Annotated in this window: 18 protein-coding genes; 14 read left to right on the top strand and 4 right to left on the bottom strand. The window is 45.4% G+C overall.

What is annotated here, in order from left to right:
- Window positions 1–24 precede the first annotated feature (24 nt).
- The 7 genes from BLS15_RS17070 (at window position 25) to BLS15_RS17040 (ending at window position 5,944) form a co-directional block, all read left to right on the top strand.
- Window positions 25–951 (top strand): Gfo/Idh/MocA family protein, encoded by a 927-nt coding sequence (locus BLS15_RS17070; RefSeq protein WP_021255635.1) that lies wholly within the window; start codon window positions 25–27, stop codon window positions 949–951.
- Between the two features lie 19 nt (window positions 952–970).
- The gene (locus tag BLS15_RS17065; protein WP_021255636.1) at window positions 971–1,225 is read left to right on the top strand and encodes an acyl carrier protein; all 255 of its coding nucleotides are present in this window, start codon (window positions 971–973) and stop codon (window positions 1,223–1,225) included.
- 196 nt (window positions 1,226–1,421) lie between these two features.
- Window positions 1,422–2,564, top strand: a complete 1,143-nt coding sequence (locus BLS15_RS17060; protein ID WP_090512895.1) for a radical SAM/SPASM domain-containing protein — start codon at window positions 1,422–1,424, stop codon at window positions 2,562–2,564.
- A 122-nt stretch (window positions 2,565–2,686) separates the two neighbouring features.
- Complete coding sequence (locus tag BLS15_RS17055) at window positions 2,687–3,676, top strand: ABC transporter ATP-binding protein (protein WP_090512889.1); 990 nt, start codon at window positions 2,687–2,689, stop codon at window positions 3,674–3,676.
- Entirely contained in the window at window positions 3,673–4,482 is an 810-nt protein-coding gene (locus BLS15_RS17050) for an ABC transporter permease (RefSeq protein ID WP_090512882.1), read from the top strand. The genes BLS15_RS17055 and BLS15_RS17050 overlap by 4 nt, the downstream gene beginning before the upstream one ends.
- 2 nt (window positions 4,483–4,484) lie before the next feature.
- The gene (locus BLS15_RS17045) at window positions 4,485–5,300 is read left to right on the top strand and encodes an ABC transporter permease (protein ID WP_021255639.1); all 816 of its coding nucleotides are present in this window, start codon (window positions 4,485–4,487) and stop codon (window positions 5,298–5,300) included.
- Window positions 5,301–5,371: 71 nt separating this feature from the next.
- Window positions 5,372–5,944 (top strand): uridine kinase family protein, encoded by a 573-nt coding sequence (locus tag BLS15_RS17040; protein ID WP_028532799.1) that lies wholly within the window; start codon window positions 5,372–5,374, stop codon window positions 5,942–5,944.
- Between the two features lie 172 nt (window positions 5,945–6,116).
- On the opposite strand, the gene BLS15_RS29580 is transcribed toward BLS15_RS17040, so the two are convergent.
- The 3 genes from BLS15_RS29580 to BLS15_RS28655 form a co-directional block, all read right to left on the bottom strand.
- Entirely contained in the window at window positions 6,117–6,479 is a 363-nt protein-coding gene (locus BLS15_RS29580; RefSeq protein ID WP_231515132.1) for a cytochrome P450, read from the bottom strand.
- A 92-nt stretch (window positions 6,480–6,571) separates the two neighbouring features.
- Window positions 6,572–6,793 carry a hypothetical protein gene (locus BLS15_RS29575; RefSeq protein WP_235075106.1) on the bottom strand — a complete coding sequence of 74 codons (222 nt, stop codon included), beginning with the start codon at window positions 6,791–6,793 and terminating at the stop codon, window positions 6,572–6,574.
- A gap of 513 nt (window positions 6,794–7,306) precedes the next feature.
- Window positions 7,307–7,516 carry a hypothetical protein gene (locus BLS15_RS28655; RefSeq protein ID WP_139170683.1) on the bottom strand — a complete coding sequence of 70 codons (210 nt, stop codon included), beginning with the start codon at window positions 7,514–7,516 and terminating at the stop codon, window positions 7,307–7,309.
- 101 nt (window positions 7,517–7,617) lie between these two features.
- Here BLS15_RS28655 and BLS15_RS17030 point away from each other — a divergent pair, with 101 nt between their 5' ends.
- The 4 genes from BLS15_RS17030 to BLS15_RS17015 all read left to right on the top strand — a co-directional run bounded on the left by BLS15_RS17030 (window position 7,618) and on the right by BLS15_RS17015 (window position 13,640).
- Window positions 7,618–9,573, top strand: coding sequence for a putative thiazole-containing bacteriocin maturation protein (locus BLS15_RS17030; RefSeq protein WP_090512877.1), 1,956 nt, complete (start codon window positions 7,618–7,620; stop codon window positions 9,571–9,573).
- A complete protein-coding gene (locus BLS15_RS17025) occupies window positions 9,570–11,519 on the top strand; it encodes a TOMM precursor leader peptide-binding protein (RefSeq protein ID WP_090512872.1) in 1,950 nt (649 codons plus the stop codon). The genes BLS15_RS17030 and BLS15_RS17025 overlap by 4 nt, the downstream gene beginning before the upstream one ends.
- A 43-nt stretch (window positions 11,520–11,562) precedes the next feature.
- The gene (locus BLS15_RS17020; protein ID WP_036667245.1) at window positions 11,563–13,155 is read left to right on the top strand and encodes a SagB family peptide dehydrogenase; all 1,593 of its coding nucleotides are present in this window, start codon (window positions 11,563–11,565) and stop codon (window positions 13,153–13,155) included.
- A 140-nt stretch (window positions 13,156–13,295) separates the two neighbouring features.
- Window positions 13,296–13,640 (top strand): hypothetical protein, encoded by a 345-nt coding sequence (locus BLS15_RS17015; RefSeq protein ID WP_028532804.1) that lies wholly within the window; start codon window positions 13,296–13,298, stop codon window positions 13,638–13,640.
- Between the two features lie 652 nt (window positions 13,641–14,292).
- Here BLS15_RS17015 and BLS15_RS17010 read toward each other — a convergent pair.
- On the bottom strand, window positions 14,293–16,209 hold the full coding sequence (locus BLS15_RS17010) for an N-acetylmuramoyl-L-alanine amidase (RefSeq protein ID WP_028532805.1): 1,917 nt from the start codon (window positions 16,207–16,209) through the stop codon (window positions 14,293–14,295).
- Between the two features lie 412 nt (window positions 16,210–16,621).
- Here BLS15_RS17010 and BLS15_RS17005 point away from each other — a divergent pair, with 412 nt between their 5' ends.
- From BLS15_RS17005 to BLS15_RS16995, 3 genes are read left to right on the top strand one after another with little or no spacing between them, the layout of a single operon-like run.
- On the top strand, window positions 16,622–17,044 hold the full coding sequence (locus BLS15_RS17005; RefSeq protein WP_028532806.1) for a GntR family transcriptional regulator: 423 nt from the start codon (window positions 16,622–16,624) through the stop codon (window positions 17,042–17,044).
- On the top strand, window positions 17,037–17,726 hold the full coding sequence (locus BLS15_RS17000; protein ID WP_090512868.1) for an ATP-binding cassette domain-containing protein: 690 nt from the start codon (window positions 17,037–17,039) through the stop codon (window positions 17,724–17,726). Before BLS15_RS17005 ends, BLS15_RS17000 begins: the two co-directional genes overlap by 8 nt.
- Window positions 17,723–18,550, top strand: a complete 828-nt coding sequence (locus BLS15_RS16995; protein ID WP_028532808.1) for a hypothetical protein — start codon at window positions 17,723–17,725, stop codon at window positions 18,548–18,550. The genes BLS15_RS17000 and BLS15_RS16995 overlap by 4 nt, the downstream gene beginning before the upstream one ends.
- Window positions 18,551–18,553: the final 3 nt, after the last annotated feature.

Raw genomic sequence — 18,553 nt, 5'->3', positions numbered from 1 at the left:
AATTGTAATGGAGGAGAAGAATCTATGAAAGCAGTAGTCGTTGGTTGTGGAGTAATGGGGCGTACACATGCAATGTGCTATCAGAAAATGACCGATGTTGAACTTGTTGGCGTTTGCGACTCTAATTTCCCTCTGGCTGAAGAGCTAGCAAATTCAACTGGAACCCAGGCATTTGAATCATTTGATGAAATGATGACGAAGATTAAGCCTGATGTAGTTAGTGTCACTTTGCCCACTTATCTACATAAAACATTTGTTGTCAAGGCAGCTGACTATGGATCTCACCTCATTTGTGAGAAGCCAATTGCACACACACTTCAAGACGCAAGAGAAATGATTGAGCATTGTGAAAAGAAAGGGGTTCGTCTGTTCGTTGGACATGTACTGCGTTATTTTCCAGCTTATGCTGAAATGAAGGAAAAAATCAAAGGTGACGTGATCGGAATCGTTGAAAAAGCAAATACGAGACGAGCAGTAGCTTTTCCGGAATCTAGTTGGTATCGAGACAGTGACAAAGGTGGAAACGTAATCTTTGATTTAATGATTCACGATATCGATTACTTGCGCTGGGTGTTGGGGGAGGTGAAAACGATACAATGCATAATGCGCCGCACTGAAAAATTGGAATATGCGACTAGTACTTTGAGGTTTGAGAATGGTGCAACAGCAAATTTAGAAGCGTATTGGGGGGCACCTGGTTCTTATTTAAATGTAGCTGAGGTGATTGGTTCACAAGGAAAGGTACGTTTTGATAGTACAGATTCACCAGTAGACGAGGGCCATGTCGAATCTTATACTGATAATCCGTATTATTGTGAGCTTAAGAATTTTGTTGATTGTATTCGTGATGATAGTGAGGCATTAGTTACGACATCAGATGCCTATAAAGCTATAGAAATTGCATTAGCGGGGATGGAATCTGCCCGAGCAGGCAAAGCAGTAATACTCTAGTATTTAAGGAGGAGTTATCATGGTAAACGATATTAAGGAGAAGGTAGTCAACTTGCTCAGGGAAAATCTGGAGGATATCAATGAAATGGATCAAATCGATCCTGATCAGGATTTGTCAATTTACGGTGTGAATTCACTCACCTTCATTAAGTTGGTTATCGCAGCAGAAATGGAATTTGGACTGAAATGGAAGGACGAAGATTTAGATTTTAGCAACTTCTCAACAATCAACAACATTGTAAATTATATTTCTTCAACCAATGCAATTGCTTAGGTAAATGTGAGTCCAACAACTTTGTAAAGTGATGCACTTACCATACTAGAGAGCCATATCGAATCACTCTGATATATTTAGAACAAGAGATTGAAATGATATGGCTCCAGTATCAATCAGATAGAAGCGGTACAACACATGGAAAGTAGATTCCGCCCGATCGAAATCATCATATCCATTGAAAGAGAGGGAGACTATGTTAGTAAGAGCCGGAGAACTGAGAGATGAAAAGTTGGTGGAATATGTACAGAATTTAGCTCCTCAGATTAAACAGCTAACGTTATTTCCATCTGAACTGTGCAACTATCGTTGCACATTCTGCCATATATGGGGAGAAACTGGTTGGGCCTTAAAGGAACCTCAAAGGGTTATTAAGGAACAGCTAGATATTGATGTGCTCAAAAATTTCATTGATCAAGTCACTGCGGTCAACAAGAATCTTGGCGTTATAATAACTGGCGGAGAACCAATGCTTTATAAGCATTTCACTGAACTGGTGGAACATCTTCGCAAGAAAAAGGCTTCCGTATATCTACTTACGAATGGCTCATTAATAAAAAATAGAATCCCATTTATTTTAGAAAATATTGTTGCAATGAATATCTCTCTCGATGGGCCAGAGGAGTTCCATGATTCCATAAGAGGCAAAAACAGCTTTAATACGGTTTGTGAAAATATTGAAGCATTAATAAGAGAAAAAAAGAAACAGAATAAGATGTTTCCGATAATCAATATCACAATGGTGCTCTCCAAATATAATTACAGAAGTGCGAAAGACTTTTTACATGCATTGCGCGAGCGTTTTAAAGATGCCAAAGTTGTTCTGCATGACACAAAAAATCCATGGACGAAACGAAGGGATCTTTCTGTTAATTTCGCGCCTCTCCTCTACACGACACGTGAAAGAGGACTCGCTTACGCTAATGAGATGAAGGAGTATCTCGATTGTGACGTGTCTCCAGCATGGAATGGGTTCGTAGAAGATTCGATTGATATCGATACAAATATTTTGAAAAGAGACCTTGAAGAAATTTGGCGTTCAGAGGGGGTCGATTATTCGGGATTTATTGATATTCATGATTATTACACGGATATAGAAAATCTTTTTGGCCGTTCAAAATGCGTGGCTCCATGGCATGAACTAATTATTCGTAGAACGGGAGATGTTTATCCTTGTGTTGACCTGCCAGATTATAAACTGGGCAATATATATAGTTCGACGTTTGAAGAAATTTGGGAGGGAGAACGAGCGACTAAGTTTAGAGAACATCTAAAAATGCATAATCTCATGATGTGTAATCGTTGTACTCGCATGTTTGCGGATAAAGATTCTTATTAATTGATGACTCGGATTACATTTGGAGAGAGCCCTTGATTAATAAGGGCTTCTCGAGTATTAGGTCATTTCAAGAACTCTCTTCGTAGTTTCATATCATTTAAAAAAGAAGGAGAGTGAACTAGTTGCCCATCATCGAAGCCAACAACCTGACAAAAACATTTACATATTACGAAAAAGAAACTGGTCTTCGAAATTCGTTCAAGAACTTGTTCAAGCGAAATGAACTTTCCAAGGAAGCGGTAAAGGGAGTGTCATTTTCAATTGATGAAGGTGAAATTGTAGGCTTTTTAGGGCCAAATGGCGCAGGAAAGACAACTACATTAAAAATGCTGTCAGGCATCCTTTATCCATCAGAAGGAACCGCATCTGTAATGGGATTTATTCCCTGGCAACGCAAAAAACAATACAAGATGAATTTTTCAATTGTAATGGGTCAAAAAAGTCAACTTTGGTGGGATCTACCGGCAAACGAATCGTTATTGTTGAGTAAATACATTTATGAGATCCCTGACAAGGATTATCAATCTTCGCTTAGCGAGATGTCAGAGTTACTGGATGTCGCTGATCTACTCAAAGTACAGGTTAGAAGGCTATCTCTTGGTGAAAGAATGAAATTAGAACTTATCGCTGCCTTGATACATAGACCTAAAGTCATGTTTTTAGATGAGCCGACTATTGGACTCGATATTATTTCACAAAAAAAAATAAGAGATTTTTTAAAATACTATAACCAACAAAAGAAAACAACCATAATACTCACAAGCCACTACATGAATGATATCGAGGATCTATGTAAAAGATCAATAATAATTAATCAAGGAATAGTAGTCTATGATGGCCAATTGAATAAAGTCAATAGTGTTTTCATGGATCGGAAATTAATTCATTTGCAGTTCTCTGAATTTGTTGAGCAGGCGTGCTTAATAGATTATGGAACTATTAGAGAATATAGTGGTTATAATGTCTTGCTGGAAGTTAATAAAAATGGGATAAAGCAGACCTTGAAGGCAATACTAGATCGGTTTCCAGTATTTGATTTCACCATTGAAGACATTTCGATAGAAGAAGGGATAGCGAAGCTTTACAAAATGGATGGTGATGTTCCTTCATGAAACCGTGGCTTAAATATTTTATGGCTTTCAGGCTTGGTCTTCAGAGTTCAATGGCATATAGAGCTGATTTTCTATTAAGTCTTTTTAGCATATCTTTTCCAGTAATGATACAGTTCTTTCTTTGGAGTACTATTTATAGTAACTCTGGAAATTCAGAAATGTTTGGATATACATTTAACCAGATGATCATATATATCATAATGGCGGGGATCATATCCAAGCTTTCATCAGCAGGTTTCGAATATGAAATTGCAAGTGAAATTAAAAATGGCGGCTTAAGCAAATTTCTTGTTCAACCAATCAATTACTTCAGTCATAAAATATGTGGATTCCTGGGCAGTAAATCATTTCAAACAATTATTATATTAATCATTACATTTGGTTTACTGATATTCCTACAAATATCAGCGGATATGAAATTAAATCCAGTTCATTTTTTGTTTTTTATCTGTGCTATTTTTTTGTCGACGATCATCAACTTCCTTGTTTTTTTCTGTTTTAGCACACTTGCATTCTGGATGACAGAAGTTGGCAGTGTTTTTTTTGGGATACGATATTTGATTAGTATTCTTGGAGGTGGGGTTTTTCCTCTTGAAATATTTGGTTCGACAATCACAAACATATTACAATATTTCCCTTTTCAGTATATTATTTATTTGCCTATCAATATTATCAGCGGGAAAATTAATTTTCTTGAAATTATGAGGGGCATAACCATACAGGCTGTTTGGATCATTGTCATGTTGATTGCAGCCAACCTCCTTTGGAAAACGGGGCTAAAAAAATATGTCGCGGTGGGGGGATAGGTATGCTGAGAATTATGATTAAAGAATTACATAAGCATATCTTATTATACTTCTTGTTTATTCGTAGATATATTATCTCGCAGATGGAGTACAGAGGAAATTTCTTTTCCTTTTTGATACTTGAGATTTTAATACTAATCTCGAAACTACTATATGTTGTAGTAATTTATCGTACTGGCGTTGATATTGACGGACTGCCGCCCGATGCAATACTTATGTTTACCGGTACTTTTTTTATTATCTCAGCTATTTACGGAAGTTTGTTCTTGCATAATTTCTATACCTTTCAGGGGCTTGTTTCAGATGGAGAACTGGATCTATATATGACTAAGCCTGTATCTCTTCAATTTATGGCCACTATGAGTAAGGTAGACTTTGCTGCCTTTATCCCCAATATGACCGCGGGAATCATCCTAGTGATGAAAGGTTGGAAAGCAATGAACATTCCTATAGAATGGTTCAACATATTGGGTTACATTGGATTTATCTTCATTGGTGTAATTATAATGTATTGTATTTTACTTTTCCCTCAATTGCTTGCTTTTTGGACCACAAAAACGAGAGCAATCAATGAAATTACATCGGCCTTATCCAATTTTAACGTCATGCCGATGATGATTTATAAAAAATGGATGCAAAGATTAGGTACCTTTGTTGTCCCTATTTTTTTGATTACTAATTTTGCACCTTTGTTTGTTCTTGATCGACTTAACCATTTCTACATCTGGTGGTGCATTTTTGTACCTATTCTATCTCTGTTGCTAATAAGGATTTTTTGGAACCTTGCAATAAAAAAATATAACAGTGCAAGTAGCTAAAATGTCTGAAATGAATCTCATCAAAATACTCAAAGGTCTTTTTTGCCAATATTAAAGAGGAGCTGATAGAATTGAAACCTGTTATTGTGGGAATTGCCGGCGGTACGGGCAGTGGTAAGTCCACTTTTTGTAAATTATTGCATGATGAGTTGAGTGATTGCCAAGTTTCTGTAGTCTCTACTGACCATTTCTATAAAAAAGTGTTACCCAAAATGATATCACCTGTTTCAAATGTGGAATATGACGATTACAACCATCCAGATGCATTGGACTATAATAAGTTGATGGCGTACTTACACAATATACTGAATTCTAAAAAACGTCCTGATGTAATTATCGTAGAAGGCATTTTCACACTTTATTTTGAAGAGCTGAGGCGATTGTTAGATGTCAAGATCTTTACTGAACTTGATGCAGATGAGCGCATGTATAGAAGAATCAGTAGGAATATGAAGAGCTGGGGAATGGGGCTCGAGGAAGTTGCAACTTATTATCTAGATGCTGCAAAACATAGAGAACAAGAATTTGCGCTCCCTACTAAAAAATTCGCCGATATAATTATTAATGGCAATCATCTAGATGGAAATTTGAAACATATTATCAGTTGTTGGATAAGAAGTAACATAACAAAAGAACATTCCTAAAATGAGCAGCTATTATTCGTACGGCTCGTTTGCCCCATAAAAAAATCCCCTCCGGTAGCAGCGTATAAGACCATCTTTACAGATGTCTTTTTTCGTTGTCTGCTCAGAGGGGATGTTACCGCATAGATTGGTATTTTTTGGGGATTCTGATATTTAATCGCTGAATCGTCTATCAGCGTTGTACACGCATTGGTAAATCAGTCAGCGTCTGCCCAGCGGCAAAAGGCGTCAGATTTTCCTCCAATTTGAATCCGGGAACCGGCTCAATACGTTGGAAATGAAACAAAAACAACCTCAGACCAATGTTTGCCTCCAGCCGTGCGAGTGGAGCTCCAAGGCAGAAGTGAGGGCCGTATCCAAAGGTTAAATGCTGCTTGTTATTTGGACGGTGAATGTTCAGTGTAAACGGATCCACAAATACCACCTTGTCCAAATTGGCTGCGCTCATCCAGGCGACGACGACATCGCCTTTTTTGAGTTCTTCGCCAAGCACTTTATTATCCATCATGGTAACATGGAAGCCGTAACGAAGCATTTCTTCGATTGTATTCGGAAGAAGTTCGCGATTGGCCTGTATCTCAGCATAGATCTAATCGATATCATGCAAAAAGGAATAGAACGTGTTCACTAGTAAATGACATCCACCCATTCCTTAAAGAGGAAGCGATCCTCCGATGGGACACCAAGCAAATCTGCAATATCGATCGTCGGCAGCGCGTTGGTAAAGCTCCTGACGATATTAATAATCGGCCACAAGCTTAAGCTTCTAGATGTAAAGACCGCGGATAACAGACTGCGGCTTTTGTGGTGCAGCGGGGGATACGAGCTCAAATTGATTCGTTGAGACAACTAGTGAAAATCACTTTGGCGAAGAATAAATTAGCAAAAGCCTAATTTCTCAGTGTTGTAAACGAGAAATTAGGCTTTTTTATATGGTTTCCCTTAATCGATGCCAGCGAAGAGGGAATCTAGGAATCACGCCCAATCCGAAGGATCGAAATCCCAAAAGCTCATAGTGGAGTTCGGTCAGCAGGGATACCTGCCTAACCATATTTTGGTGGGCGGGTGTCATAGGAACACTAGCGGAGCCAATTTCATAAATTATCTAGTCGAGATGGATGATGGGCAGCATGCCGGTCGGATCCAGCTCTAACATTTTCGTTTAACGATAGTCACATGCATGTACAGTGAAATGAATGATAAGGAGGGTATAAAATGAACGATTTTCAGAAGGATCTGCAAAACTTGAATGTCGGCAAGTTCAATTCGACGGGGATGACGTCTGCGTCGGGGCAAAATCAGAACGGAGCAGGGGATTCACGCTTATGTGTTGGCTTTTGCTTTTTTTGTGTAGGGTTTTGTTCATGCAGCAACTGTTTTCGCTGTAGCAACTGCTTCAACTGCGCACGTTGCAGTAACTGCTTCAATTGCGCCCGCTGCAGTAGCTGCGCACGTTGCGGAAGCTGCGCTCGCTGCCGCTGAGTACCAAAAAGCTCCCTTAGCGATACGTAAACGGTATGCCCCTACAGTGTCTCTTCCTGTAGGGGCTGTTCCTTTTTTAGTTTCTGGCATGACGGACAAAATGCTCTACATAACTTATAAATGACGGATAACCGAAGGCCTGCTTACAATGCGGTTTTGCCTCCGGCAAAACCTTAAGGAGGAATAAAAACTTGAATCCTTCTATGCGTCTGAAAGTGAAAGGGGATACGTTCTTTCTTCCAGATTCGAAAGGAGGCGTCTACTTTCGCAACAATACAGGTTCGTTCCGAATGGAAGGCGACATGGTTGATCAGTGGATCGAAAAATTGATGCCCATGTTTAGTGGGGATTATTCCATGTCGGAACTGACGGACGGGCTGCCGGAACCATACAGGGTACGGGTTTATGAAATCGCGGAAGTACTGCTCAATAACGGCTTTGTCCGAGATTCCAGCCAAGACCTACCGCACGACCTACCCGAAGCAGTAGAACGGAAATATGCCGCACAGATCGAATTTCTGGACAGCTTGGGCGGTTCGGGCGCTCATCGCTTTCAAACCTATCGCCAGGCTAATCCGATTGCGGTCGGTTCCGGTCCGATATTTGTCTCGCTCGTTGCTGCCTTGTTTGAATCCGGATTACCCCGGTTTCGTGTGCTGATCACGAACCAGACGACCACGGATCGGCAGCGGATCTCCGAACTGACGGCGACTGCACGTCTATCGGACAGCGAGATCGAGGTAGAGGAGATCTTACCCTCTAATGACGGCTTCCTCGATTGGCAAGAAGTCGTACAGCTGGCGGATTCCGTTCTATATGTCGCTCAGGTTGACGATCCCCGAGAGCTTAGAGCATTGCATGCGGCCTGCAGGGACGCGAAGAAGCCACTGCTGCCCGCCATCTATTTGCCACAGTTGGGCATAGCAGGGCCGTTGGTGCACCCGGATTCGGATGTCTGCTTCGAATCCGCATGGCGCAGGATACACCGAACCGCCCTTGGCAATGCGGAGCGGCCGTCCGCCGTCTCTACCACGCCGGAAGCCATGCTAGCGAATGTGCTCGTATTCGAATGGTTTAAGACCGTTACGGGGACGGCTTCGGAATTGAACGGAAAGCTGTTTCTGCTGAATCCGGAAACATTAGTTGGCGAGTGGCATTCATTACTACCTCATCCGCTAGTCACAGGTCTTCGTCAGGTCGAGCCAACGGATCCGTTTGACCTTCCAATCGATCCATGTGCGGAGCGGCAGGAATCAGACCGACTCTTCTCCTATTTCTATCGCTTGACTTCGACGGAAACCGGCATTCTTCACCGGTGGGAGGAAGGTGACTCGAAGCAGCTTCCGCTCTCGCAGTGTCGCGTCCAGGCAGTCGACCCGCTGTCGGAAGGCCCCGCTGAGCTTCTGCCGCAGATCGTCTGTTCGGGAATGACGCACCATGAAGCAAGGAAGGAAGCAGGCTTGGCAGGCATCGAGGCGTACGTCTCGCGAATGGCCGGTGTTCTGAAGGCTACCAGTCCTGCGAAGCCGGATTCTGCTAGCCCGCTCGAGTCGCAGTCCCATGAATATGTAGGGGTCGGAGCGGGAGAGACCGTTGCGGAAGCGGTCCTTCGCGGACTGCGGAAGTGTCTATTCGAGGAGCTGAAAAGTCATTCCGAATCCAGCATACCCTCCGTTAATCCAATCAAGCTAAGCGAGGTTGAAGACGAATATTGCCGCTATTGCTTGCGTGCATTGACTACGATGCAGGACACCCCGGTAATCGGATTGGGACAAGAAGCGGCGGGCTTCCCCGTCTTCTGGGTCGGTACGAACGGTTACTGGTACGGCGGGGTCGGAGTCAACCGCACGATGGCACTGCGAGAAGCGCTCCGACAAGCGCTGATGAAAATACAAAACGATTCGGCGGACATCCAAGACCAAATCCTAGAACGCTCTTCGGTCATGGTGGAAGATGCCTTGGCGCAGAGTCTGACGATCCCCGGCTTCGATGAGTCGGAATACGGCATGATAATGCAGTCTGTACGGCAGATTCTGCACTGGAACCGTAAGCGGATCGCGGTCGTTGATTTGTCGATAGAACCGTTCATGAAAGAAGAGCTGGCAGGCGTGTTCGGCGTGTCGTTGAGAGAGGAGGAGACGCATTGAGCGCGATTGTAACGGTCATCGGGGGAGGACAGCTCGCGGATTTGGTAACCAGGCAATTGTCTGCCGATGATCGCTATCGACTAATCCGGCAGAAGAACATAGAGTCTGGAGAAGCAGCAACGGGAGACTTGGCGCTGGTGTTGAACGATGCTTGGGATCCTTCCTCTCATTCTGCGGCAGAAGATCGGTTCAGACAGTCGGGAATGCCTTGGCTGCGCGGATTTGTTGCATTCGGAGAGGGGATTGTCGGTCCACTGGTTCGTCCAGAGGGGCAAGGGTGCTCACAATGTGCGGATACCCGGCTCCTGATGGCGGGAAGTGACCGTAGGGAATCGTGGAAACTGCAGCAGAAGCTGGTGTCAAATGGGGGAATCGCCCGGGACGCTTGGGCCTCTCGCACGGGATTATTGCAGGTGGCGCGCCTTGTTGCAGCTGAAGCCGTGAAGATGCTGATGGGCGGGCAGCCGGAGACGGAAAGCAGGATGTACTTGATCGATATGCGTACGTTGAAAACCTCATTGCACTTCTTCCTGCCCGTTCCGCTATGTCCAATCTGCGGCCGATTGCCGGAAGATGATGAGGAGCTGGCCCGCATTGCGCTGAAGCCAAGCATGAAAATCGGCACCGAAACGTATCGCAGCCGCTCGATGGATGAACTGAAAGATGTTTTAGCCAAAGAATACTTGGATGCCAGGACCGGATTTTTGAATGGGAAAATGGTGGATCTTGTGTCGCCTTTCGCTGATGCGAGCATTAATTTGCCCTTGTTTGGCGGAGATGAGGCTTGTGCAGGTCGAACCCACTCCTATGCGGTTAGCGAAATGACAGCCATCCTGGAGGGACTGGAGCGTTATTGCGGTCTGTCGCCCCATGGGAAACGATCCGTCGTTCATGACAGTTTCCTCAATGTACAGCACCATGCGCTCGATCCCTTCCGTGTAGGACTATATGCTAAGGAACAGTATGAACGCTCTGACTTCCCGTTCAAGTCATTCGACCCCGAAAGGCCTATAGATTGGGTATGGGGCTATTCGTTTCTGCAGGAGCGTCCGATTCTTGTACCGGAGCAGCTGGCTTATTACAGTTCGGGCTGCGGTCACGGATTCGTCTATGAAACCTCCAATGGCTGCGCGCTGGGCGGAAGTCTGGAGGAAGCGATCTTCTATGGGATGCTGGAAGTGGTGGAGCGCGACTCCTTCCTCATGACTTGGTATGCTCGTCTGCCCCTGCCTCGCCTGGATCTCCGATCTGTTCAGGATCGGGAATTGAATTGGATGACGGAGCGACTGGAGACGGTGTCGGGCTATGAACTGTATTTGTATAAATCGACAATGGAGCACGGCATACCAAGCGTGTGGGCGCTCGCGAAGAATAAGAAAGAGCAGGGCGTGAACCTCATTTGCGCCGCGGGCGCCCATCCGGATCCGATTCGTGCGGCAAAGAGCGCGATCCACGAGCTGGCAGGCATGCTCCTCACGGTTAGCGAGAAATTCGAGGAAAACCGTGAGCTGTACGAACGGATGCTTCACGATCCGTACCAGGTTGTTCAGATGGAGGATCATTCCATGCTGTACGGGTTGAAACAGGCAGAGGAAAGGCTCGATTTTCTGCTGAACGACGATCGTCCGATGCAAACGTTCGAAGAAGCATTTGAACCGACGAGCTGGAACGCCGATCTGACTGATGATCTAAAGGTCATGCTGCTTGTTTTTCGCCGATTGAATCTTGAAGTGATCGTGGTCGACCAGACGACTCCGGAGACCCTTCGCAACGGACTGCATTGTGTGAAAGTACTCATTCCCGGCATGTTGCCGATGACGTTCGGGCAGCATCTCATCCGGTTGACGGGACTGGATAGAGTGCTCAGGATTCCTGCAGAGCTGTCTTATTCGCCGGAGCCCTTGTCACCCGAGCAGCTTAATCCATATCCGCACCCGTTCCCATAAATACGGCTATGGAACGGCACGGATGAAACCAGGGAGGAAAGCGATGAGTCTAATGAATCTGGACGTTTTTCTTCACCATTTGCAATATGATCCGGATAAGGTCAAGCCCTTGGATTGGGAGACGGATTGGGAGTACGCGCCGCTTCCTTACAAGCTTTATCGTGACTTGCCAATGTTTCCACTATCTAGGGAAGTGCCGATAACGCTCGAAGGAATGGATACACCCGATGTGCCAACCCTTCGCAATATTGGACATTTCCTCTACTATGTATACGGGCTTGCACAATTGACCCAGTCCGTCATGGAACGGGATGCGTCGGAGGAATCGGGAGGCGTCTTGCAGATGTGCCGGCGCTTCGTTCCTTCCGGAGGCGGGCTCTATCCGAGTGAACTGTATCTCTATCTTAAGCTCGATGAGTTGCCTGCAGGCGTATACCATTACGATGCGGCACATCATCGGTTGGCGTTGCTGCGCAAAGGGAATTTCGACGATTATTTGGCGAGGTCGCTCGGTAATCGATGCGACGCGAACGGCTGCTTCGGAGCCGCGTTCGTATCTACGGTATTTTGGAAGAATTTTTACAAATACAATAATTTCGCCTACCGGCTTCAGGGACTGGACGCCGGTATTTTGATTGGACAGCTGCTCGAAATCGCAAAACGATTCAGATTTTCATCTGGCGTGCATTTTCAATTTCTCGATCAAGCCATCAATCATCTGCTCGGTCTATCAGAACAAGAGGAGAGCGTGTATGCGGTAATCCCGTTATCGGTGAATCCGGCAATCCGGTGGATGGAAAGTGGGAACGAGGATACGGACATCGTGTCCGCCTCCGAGCTGTGCCGGGAGTTGTCGCCGGTCAATCATGATCACTATGTAAAGTCGCGGAGGAGCGCCGATTATCCAATGCTGCTCCGGATGAGCGATGCGTCCCGATTTGATTCGGCGCGATTGTTTCAACAGATCCGGCAGGAGGAGCAAGCAATTCCGAATCAAGCGCCCGTACTGCCTCTGCCGCCTGTAGATCGCTTATCATATGATTTGGCGGCGGTTTGCCGCAACCGTTTCTCACCCGAGACGGAATTTATCTGGAAGCCGATCGGTATTTCGCGGCTTGCATCTCTGCTTCGGGAAGCGACGGCTTCCTTCACTTATCGCAACGACCTGGATGGCCCGCAGAAGAGGCCGGAACCCCGTGTATGTCTTTACGGCTGCTTCTACGGGGTCGAAGACGTTCCGGATGGCGCTTATCGGTACGATAGCACTGCGCATGCGCTGCAGTCGGTTGGCCTTGGAGATCACCGGCAACGGATGCAAGAGGGAATGTCACTTCCCAATATCAATTTGTTTCAAGTACCGCTCAGCTTTCATGTGGCAGGGAAGAGGAGTTTCTATCAATCGCAGCTCGGCAAGCGGGGATACCGCATACAGCAAATGGAAGCCGGGATGCTCGTGCACCGATTATTGCTGGCAGCATCCGCTCTCGGGATGGGAGGGCGCCCCCTTCTCGGGTTTGACGCCAATTCCAGCGATGCGCTTTACGGGACGGCTTCCCGAGATGAAACGGGACTGATTTTTATACCGGTTGGTCCCTACCGTCAACGATTGCGATTGGTAGGCAGCTTAAGCCGTTAAAAAAAATCATCGCTAATGACATTGACGCGAACGGTCATGTCCTCAGCGATGAAACCACCCTTTCAAGAAAGGGAGACCGGACTTCTCTTAGCAATGATAGTTATCCCACGGATGATGGCAATGCATGTGAGTATGATCCCATGGATGGAACCAATCATGATGGTAATCGAACTCGCAACAGTCCCACCCTGAATACAGATAAGGATGAAGGTGGTCATCCATATACGGATTCCATGGATGATGCATGCAGGGATGGATCATACAAGAACAGTGCTCATGCTCCCAGTGGTGAACCATATCGGGGTGCTGCTCATGCTCCAGGGGCTGAACCATCGCAGGTAAGTGCATATTCTCACAGGGATGAGCCATTACAGCTTGCTGCTCGTTACCACAAGGATGACACATCATGGGGTGGTATCCGTGATGATGAGGAATATGGCACCAGGGATAGTGTGACGTTTGATAACCGTCATCGCGAGGTCTAATTTGATTATTCGCTTGCTGCTCAAATGCTTGCTCGGACGGATCGGAATTCTGCACGCCGGCCGGGTTCTGAACGTAAGGTTGATGGTATATCATCGTTTTCCTCCTAATCTTTTGAGGGGCATTGCATCGTGAATCCTCTTCTGGCAAAGCTCGCTTGGAAGCTACCGCTAGGCATAATTCACAATATGCTGAGATTGAGGAAAGGGCACTTGCCCCTATAAAATGGGCAGCTACCCAAGAGGAGGAGAAGCAAGGAACGAAATTGGTGTCGAAACGGAGATCGAGCGTGTGACAGTGATGATAAGGTTATAGCAAATAAAATTGTGATACCTTGATCCCTAAACTTTCTCAGATGAATCAAGTCATCAGATTATCTATCCGTATTCTGAATAAATGGGTCAATTTATTTTATGTCCCCAAGTTCTTGTCATTTTTATTTGACAAGAACTTGAGGACATTCGTTTTTAATAACAACTTAGAGACATTTCTGTGCACCAATAATGATATGAGAGCCTGTTGAAAGCCTGAGAGCCTCTTCTTTAATACAATATCATTTCAATCAATATCTGAGAGAAGAGCATTGCACACGTATGGGATATCCTTATCCTTACGTGCAATTCAGTCACCATACTCTTCTTCATTTAGCGAATGTTATCGCATCTTCTCGACATCAGAAGCTTTCACAAAGGCGAAGCGGTGATTGAAGAAGATGCGAAAGAATGCCTCTTTGCCTTTAATGTGCTTATTCGTCGCATAAGGATCCTTCGTGAATACTGGGGCTTCGTAATAATCGCCATTGACCTTCTCGATGGCAACATACGATTGTCCCTGTGCAATTGTGTACTGCAGCGGTACGAGTTCGTTCGGCTTTACATCGGCAGGGTATGCTGCCGCTTCTGGATAGGCCGCACCATAAACCGGTATAGAGGTTGTGCCCGCTTTCGGAGTAATGAGCTCTCCTGAACCCGCAACCGCATTGCTTCCTGCCGGATTATAGAACCATGCCTTTTGTCCACCGTACCAGATTGCTGTCCAGTTCCCCAGTTCTCCTGCGAGCGAGAAGGTTTGCCCTGTCGTAGCTTTAGCGCCTATGCTCAGTCCGTCTTTCTTGTTTTGAATGGCAAGGGCAGGGTCATCAATTAAATCAGCATCAAACTGCGGCTCCTTATACAAATAAACGAAGTTCGTCGGTTGGAGCGGAGCATCCTGAACTTCAGGTAAATTACTCTTAAAATTAGGCTTAATTGTCACGATGTCCTTGAGGCTATGCGTGGCGCCAAGTGGTGCTCCAACCAGCTCCATATAATGCTCCCAATCCCAGAATGGACCGGGATCCTGATGCATTGCCGGTGTTCGCTTCGGAGTAAGCCCCGGAATTTCGTTGTGCCCAATGATATGCGCTCGATCCAGCGGAATATCATACTTCTCTCCCAAATACTTAACGAGTGCGGCAGAAGAGCGATAAAGCCGTTCGGAGTACCATGTTGCTCCTTCCATCGCATAGCCTTCATGCTCGATGCCGATGGAGTGCATATTGAAGTAATAGTTGCCTGCATGCCATGGCACGTCTTTGTTGTTAACCATTTGCGTTACATCGCCATCAAATGAGCGAACAACATAGTGGGCGGCCACGCTCTTCTTCGGATTTGCAAAAATGCCAATGGTGTCTCGATATGTTTCTTCCGTATCATGAATGACAATAAAGCGGATATCTGGCCCGAATTTAGGACGGTCTGCAAGATCATAGTTGGAATAGTCTGACGGGTCATCCCCGTTCTGCTGATAGGCTGCAGGAATAGACCTGCAAGGTAGTAGGGAAGGGCAATCAGCGCTGCTTGAAATGGTTGAATGCAGTTGCAGACTCTGTAAAGTGGCTGGGTTTGGCTTTACTTCCTTGGATGTGAGGCGCAGCGCCTGACCTTCCGGAGTTTGCCGTGCGATCCCTTGCTGTATCGTGTGGAACACTTGATCGGCGAAATCCTGTGCATAATACAATTCTTGAGAGCCGCTATATTTGGCAACTGCACCATACCAATCGGATTCTGTTACCGGCAGTTTGCCTGCAATGTCCTTCACATATTTTGCCAGCAGCGCAGCTCCGCCTCGAATGTTCTCTACTGGATCCTTCTTCAGAAAGATTGGATTTACCTTCAGGAGTTGAGATGCTGCAGCAAGAGTATGATGGCTTGGATCATCAAGCGAATCCGATGTGCTGATTTGGTCAGCGGTTGCATTCTGTTCCTCTGGCTGCTGCTTCGGCATCGGTATGTCGGTCAAATGCATAACGCCGAAGCCACCAGATGTGCTTGGTTCGCCATTATGATGCTCCCACCGTGTCAGGTTGTAGGAGACGGACATCAGAATGTTCACAGGCACTCCGAACTCTTTCGCTGCAGATTCGAAGGCTTGCTGGAGATGCTGCGAATTCGACTTGACTTGCTCCGCATAGACAGACGGTGCACTGTTGAATGGAGCAGGCAGCGCAGGCGCAAATCCCGCGGCCGCCAATGAGGCGACAGTGAGAGTGAGCGATAGCTTTTTCCATTGGATTGTTTGAAATCGTTTCAATTATTTCCCTCCCAAAATGATAATCACTAAGACAAGATGACACCGCTTTCAAAACAGAATTGGCATCCACATTTGCGCTTCCTTCTTTATCACCTTCATTCCATAATATGGGGATTGGTAACTATTATATTATCTTTCGATTAAAATTTTCAATATATTTTTAAAAGATGAAATATTTTTTCAAATAAAAAAGGACGCTTCTCCTATCAATTTCACAGGTACCATATACGTAAAAAGAGAGACGAACATTGGCAACAAATCGAAAAGTGGGTAGGTTCGTGCTAACAATTAGGGAAAGGGATAAAATCTAACTATTGACAGTTGTTGTGTACTACGTGCATAATACACCCATGAAGTGTATGAACCACATAGTACACACACTTGGTGATAAATGCGAGGGGTGATCATAGAGATGAATGAAGGGTGGACGAGTGTGGTCCTTAATAACCGTGACCCTGTCTATTTGCAAGTCGTAAGGCATTTCAAGGAGCGGATCGCAACAGGCCGATTAAAGGCAGGGCAGGTTATTCCTTCCCGCAGAGAGCTCGGAGCATTGCTCAAAATAAACCCAAATACGGCGCAAAAAGCCTACAAGGAAATGGAGGAGCAGCGGTTGATTATAACGGAAGGGAACTCACCGAGTCGGATTACGGAGGAAGCGGATATTCTGCGAGCAATTCGTTCGGAACTTATAGAAGATGCAGTAGAGGCTTTTGTCGTGTCAGTAGGGAGAATTGATGTACCTGTCGATGAACTGCTGGATCTTGTCCGGGCGAAGTATATCGAGGAACGTACGCGTACGAACCAAGTAGAAGGGGTGAACTCTGATGATTGAGGTTGTCGATTTACATAAGCGTTATCGTGGGCGAAATGTGCTGAACGGTATATCCTTCACAGCCGAAAAAGGGCAGATTACATGCCTGATCGGAATCAATGGAGCTGGGAAGTCCACGATTCTGAAATCAATTATGGGACTTACCCCACCAAAGAGCGGCACGATTCGCATTGATGGCAAGCCAGTTGGGCCAGCGATATATGAGAAGGTAGCTTTTGTACCAGATCATGTGACAGTACCAATGGGAATGAAGCTGTCCGACGGGATGCAATTTATGAAAGATTACTACCAGAATTGGAATGAGGCACGAGCGAAGGAATTATTGGATTTTTTTAAGTTGGATCGGTCGGAGCGCGTAGGTAATATGTCTAAAGGGACAACTGCGAAATATTGTCTGCTGCTCGGTTTATCGCAAGATTCGGATTATATCTTAATGGATGAACCATTCTCAGGCATTGATATGTTTAGCCGTGAGATCATTGCTGAAGTATTCTCGTCGGATCTTATCGAGGACCGGGGCGTTCTGCTGACGACACATGAAATAGACGATATGGAGCATTTGATCGATAAGGCGATTCTACTGCAGAATGGGGCGGTTCACCTTGCGTTTGACTGCGAGGAAATGCGTACGACAGAAGGGAAATCCGTTATTGACGTGATGAGGGAGGTGTATATGGGATGAATCGCTATTTGAAATTGGTTCATATGGAAATCCATCGATTCCGATATATTTTGGCATCCTTAATGGTGGTGACGATGGTCTGTCAGTTTAGTTCATTCATTCTGACAATCAAGCGTACATTATCGATTAAAGCGGCAAAAGGGCTAGGTTATGTTGATATAGGTTTACCTAAAATCCTCACCTTCCCCTGGGTTATCCTCAAAACAAAGGAATGGTTCATTCTTCCGATTTTGCTTAGCATAACGGTTCTGGTGTTATATACCATCCTCATCTGGTATCGGGATTGGTTCGGGCGATCGACGTTCATCTATCGGCTGCTGATCCTTCCATCAAAGAGATGGATGTTATACGTATCGAAGCTTACAGCTATTATTATGTTTGTATTTAGTATGATTGCATTTCAATTGATGCTGCTCGTCAGCGAGAATATGATCTTCAAGGCGATGGTTCCGGCAGAACTGCGGACGGATTCGACATTCGTCGAAGCGATTTCGATGAATGATGCATTAAAAATGCTACTGCCCAAACAGTTTGAGCAATTTATATATTCCTATGGTTTAGGCATCGTTGCTGTAATGGTTATCTTTACTGCGGTTCTACTCGAGCGAAGCTATCGGAGGATCGGTGTTCTATACGCGATTGCGTATTTCGCATGTTGTGCGATCTTGACTGTGTATCCCGTGTTTTTCGTAGGCTTTGATCGCCTGAATGAGTATTGGTATCCGGATGAAATATACGGAATGCAGCTTGGTGTCTGCTTGCTCGTTGCTGCGATCTCCGGCTGTCTCGGATGCTGGCTTCTTCGCAAGAAGATCACGGTGTAAAGG

It is taken from the genome of Paenibacillus sp. cl6col (genome assembly GCF_900102125.1).
Lineage (GTDB): Bacteria > Bacillota > Bacilli > Paenibacillales > Paenibacillaceae > Paenibacillus_B > Paenibacillus_B suaedae.
The sequence above is the reverse complement of the archived record's forward strand: the minus strand, read 5'-3'. Positions and strand labels throughout refer to the sequence as shown.

What these genes read in the sequence shown, in the direction of transcription:
- BLS15_RS17060 (WP_090512895.1), top strand. Translation starts at nt 1,422, where the DNA reads ATGTTAGTAAGAGCCGGAGAACTGAGAGATGAAAAGTTGGTGGAATAT.
- BLS15_RS16995 (WP_028532808.1), top strand. Translation starts at nt 17,723, where the DNA reads ATGAATCGCTATTTGAAATTGGTTCATATGGAAATCCATCGATTCCGA.
- BLS15_RS17020 (WP_036667245.1), top strand. Translation starts at nt 11,563, where the DNA reads ATGAGTCTAATGAATCTGGACGTTTTTCTTCACCATTTGCAATATGAT.
- BLS15_RS17045 (WP_021255639.1), top strand. Translation starts at nt 4,485, where the DNA reads ATGCTGAGAATTATGATTAAAGAATTACATAAGCATATCTTATTATAC.
- BLS15_RS17015 (WP_028532804.1), top strand. Translation starts at nt 13,296, where the DNA reads ATGGATGGAACCAATCATGATGGTAATCGAACTCGCAACAGTCCCACC.
- BLS15_RS17070 (WP_021255635.1), top strand. Translation starts at nt 25, where the DNA reads ATGAAAGCAGTAGTCGTTGGTTGTGGAGTAATGGGGCGTACACATGCA.
- BLS15_RS28655 (WP_139170683.1), bottom strand. Translation starts at nt 7,516, where the DNA reads ATGCCAGAAACTAAAAAAGGAACAGCCCCTACAGGAAGAGACACTGTA.
- BLS15_RS17000 (WP_090512868.1), top strand. Translation starts at nt 17,037, where the DNA reads ATGATTGAGGTTGTCGATTTACATAAGCGTTATCGTGGGCGAAATGTG.
- BLS15_RS29580 (WP_231515132.1), bottom strand. Translation starts at nt 6,479, where the DNA reads ATGCTTCGTTACGGCTTCCATGTTACCATGATGGATAATAAAGTGCTT.
- BLS15_RS17005 (WP_028532806.1), top strand. Translation starts at nt 16,622, where the DNA reads ATGAATGAAGGGTGGACGAGTGTGGTCCTTAATAACCGTGACCCTGTC.
- BLS15_RS17065 (WP_021255636.1), top strand. Translation starts at nt 971, where the DNA reads ATGGTAAACGATATTAAGGAGAAGGTAGTCAACTTGCTCAGGGAAAAT.
- BLS15_RS17050 (WP_090512882.1), top strand. Translation starts at nt 3,673, where the DNA reads ATGAAACCGTGGCTTAAATATTTTATGGCTTTCAGGCTTGGTCTTCAG.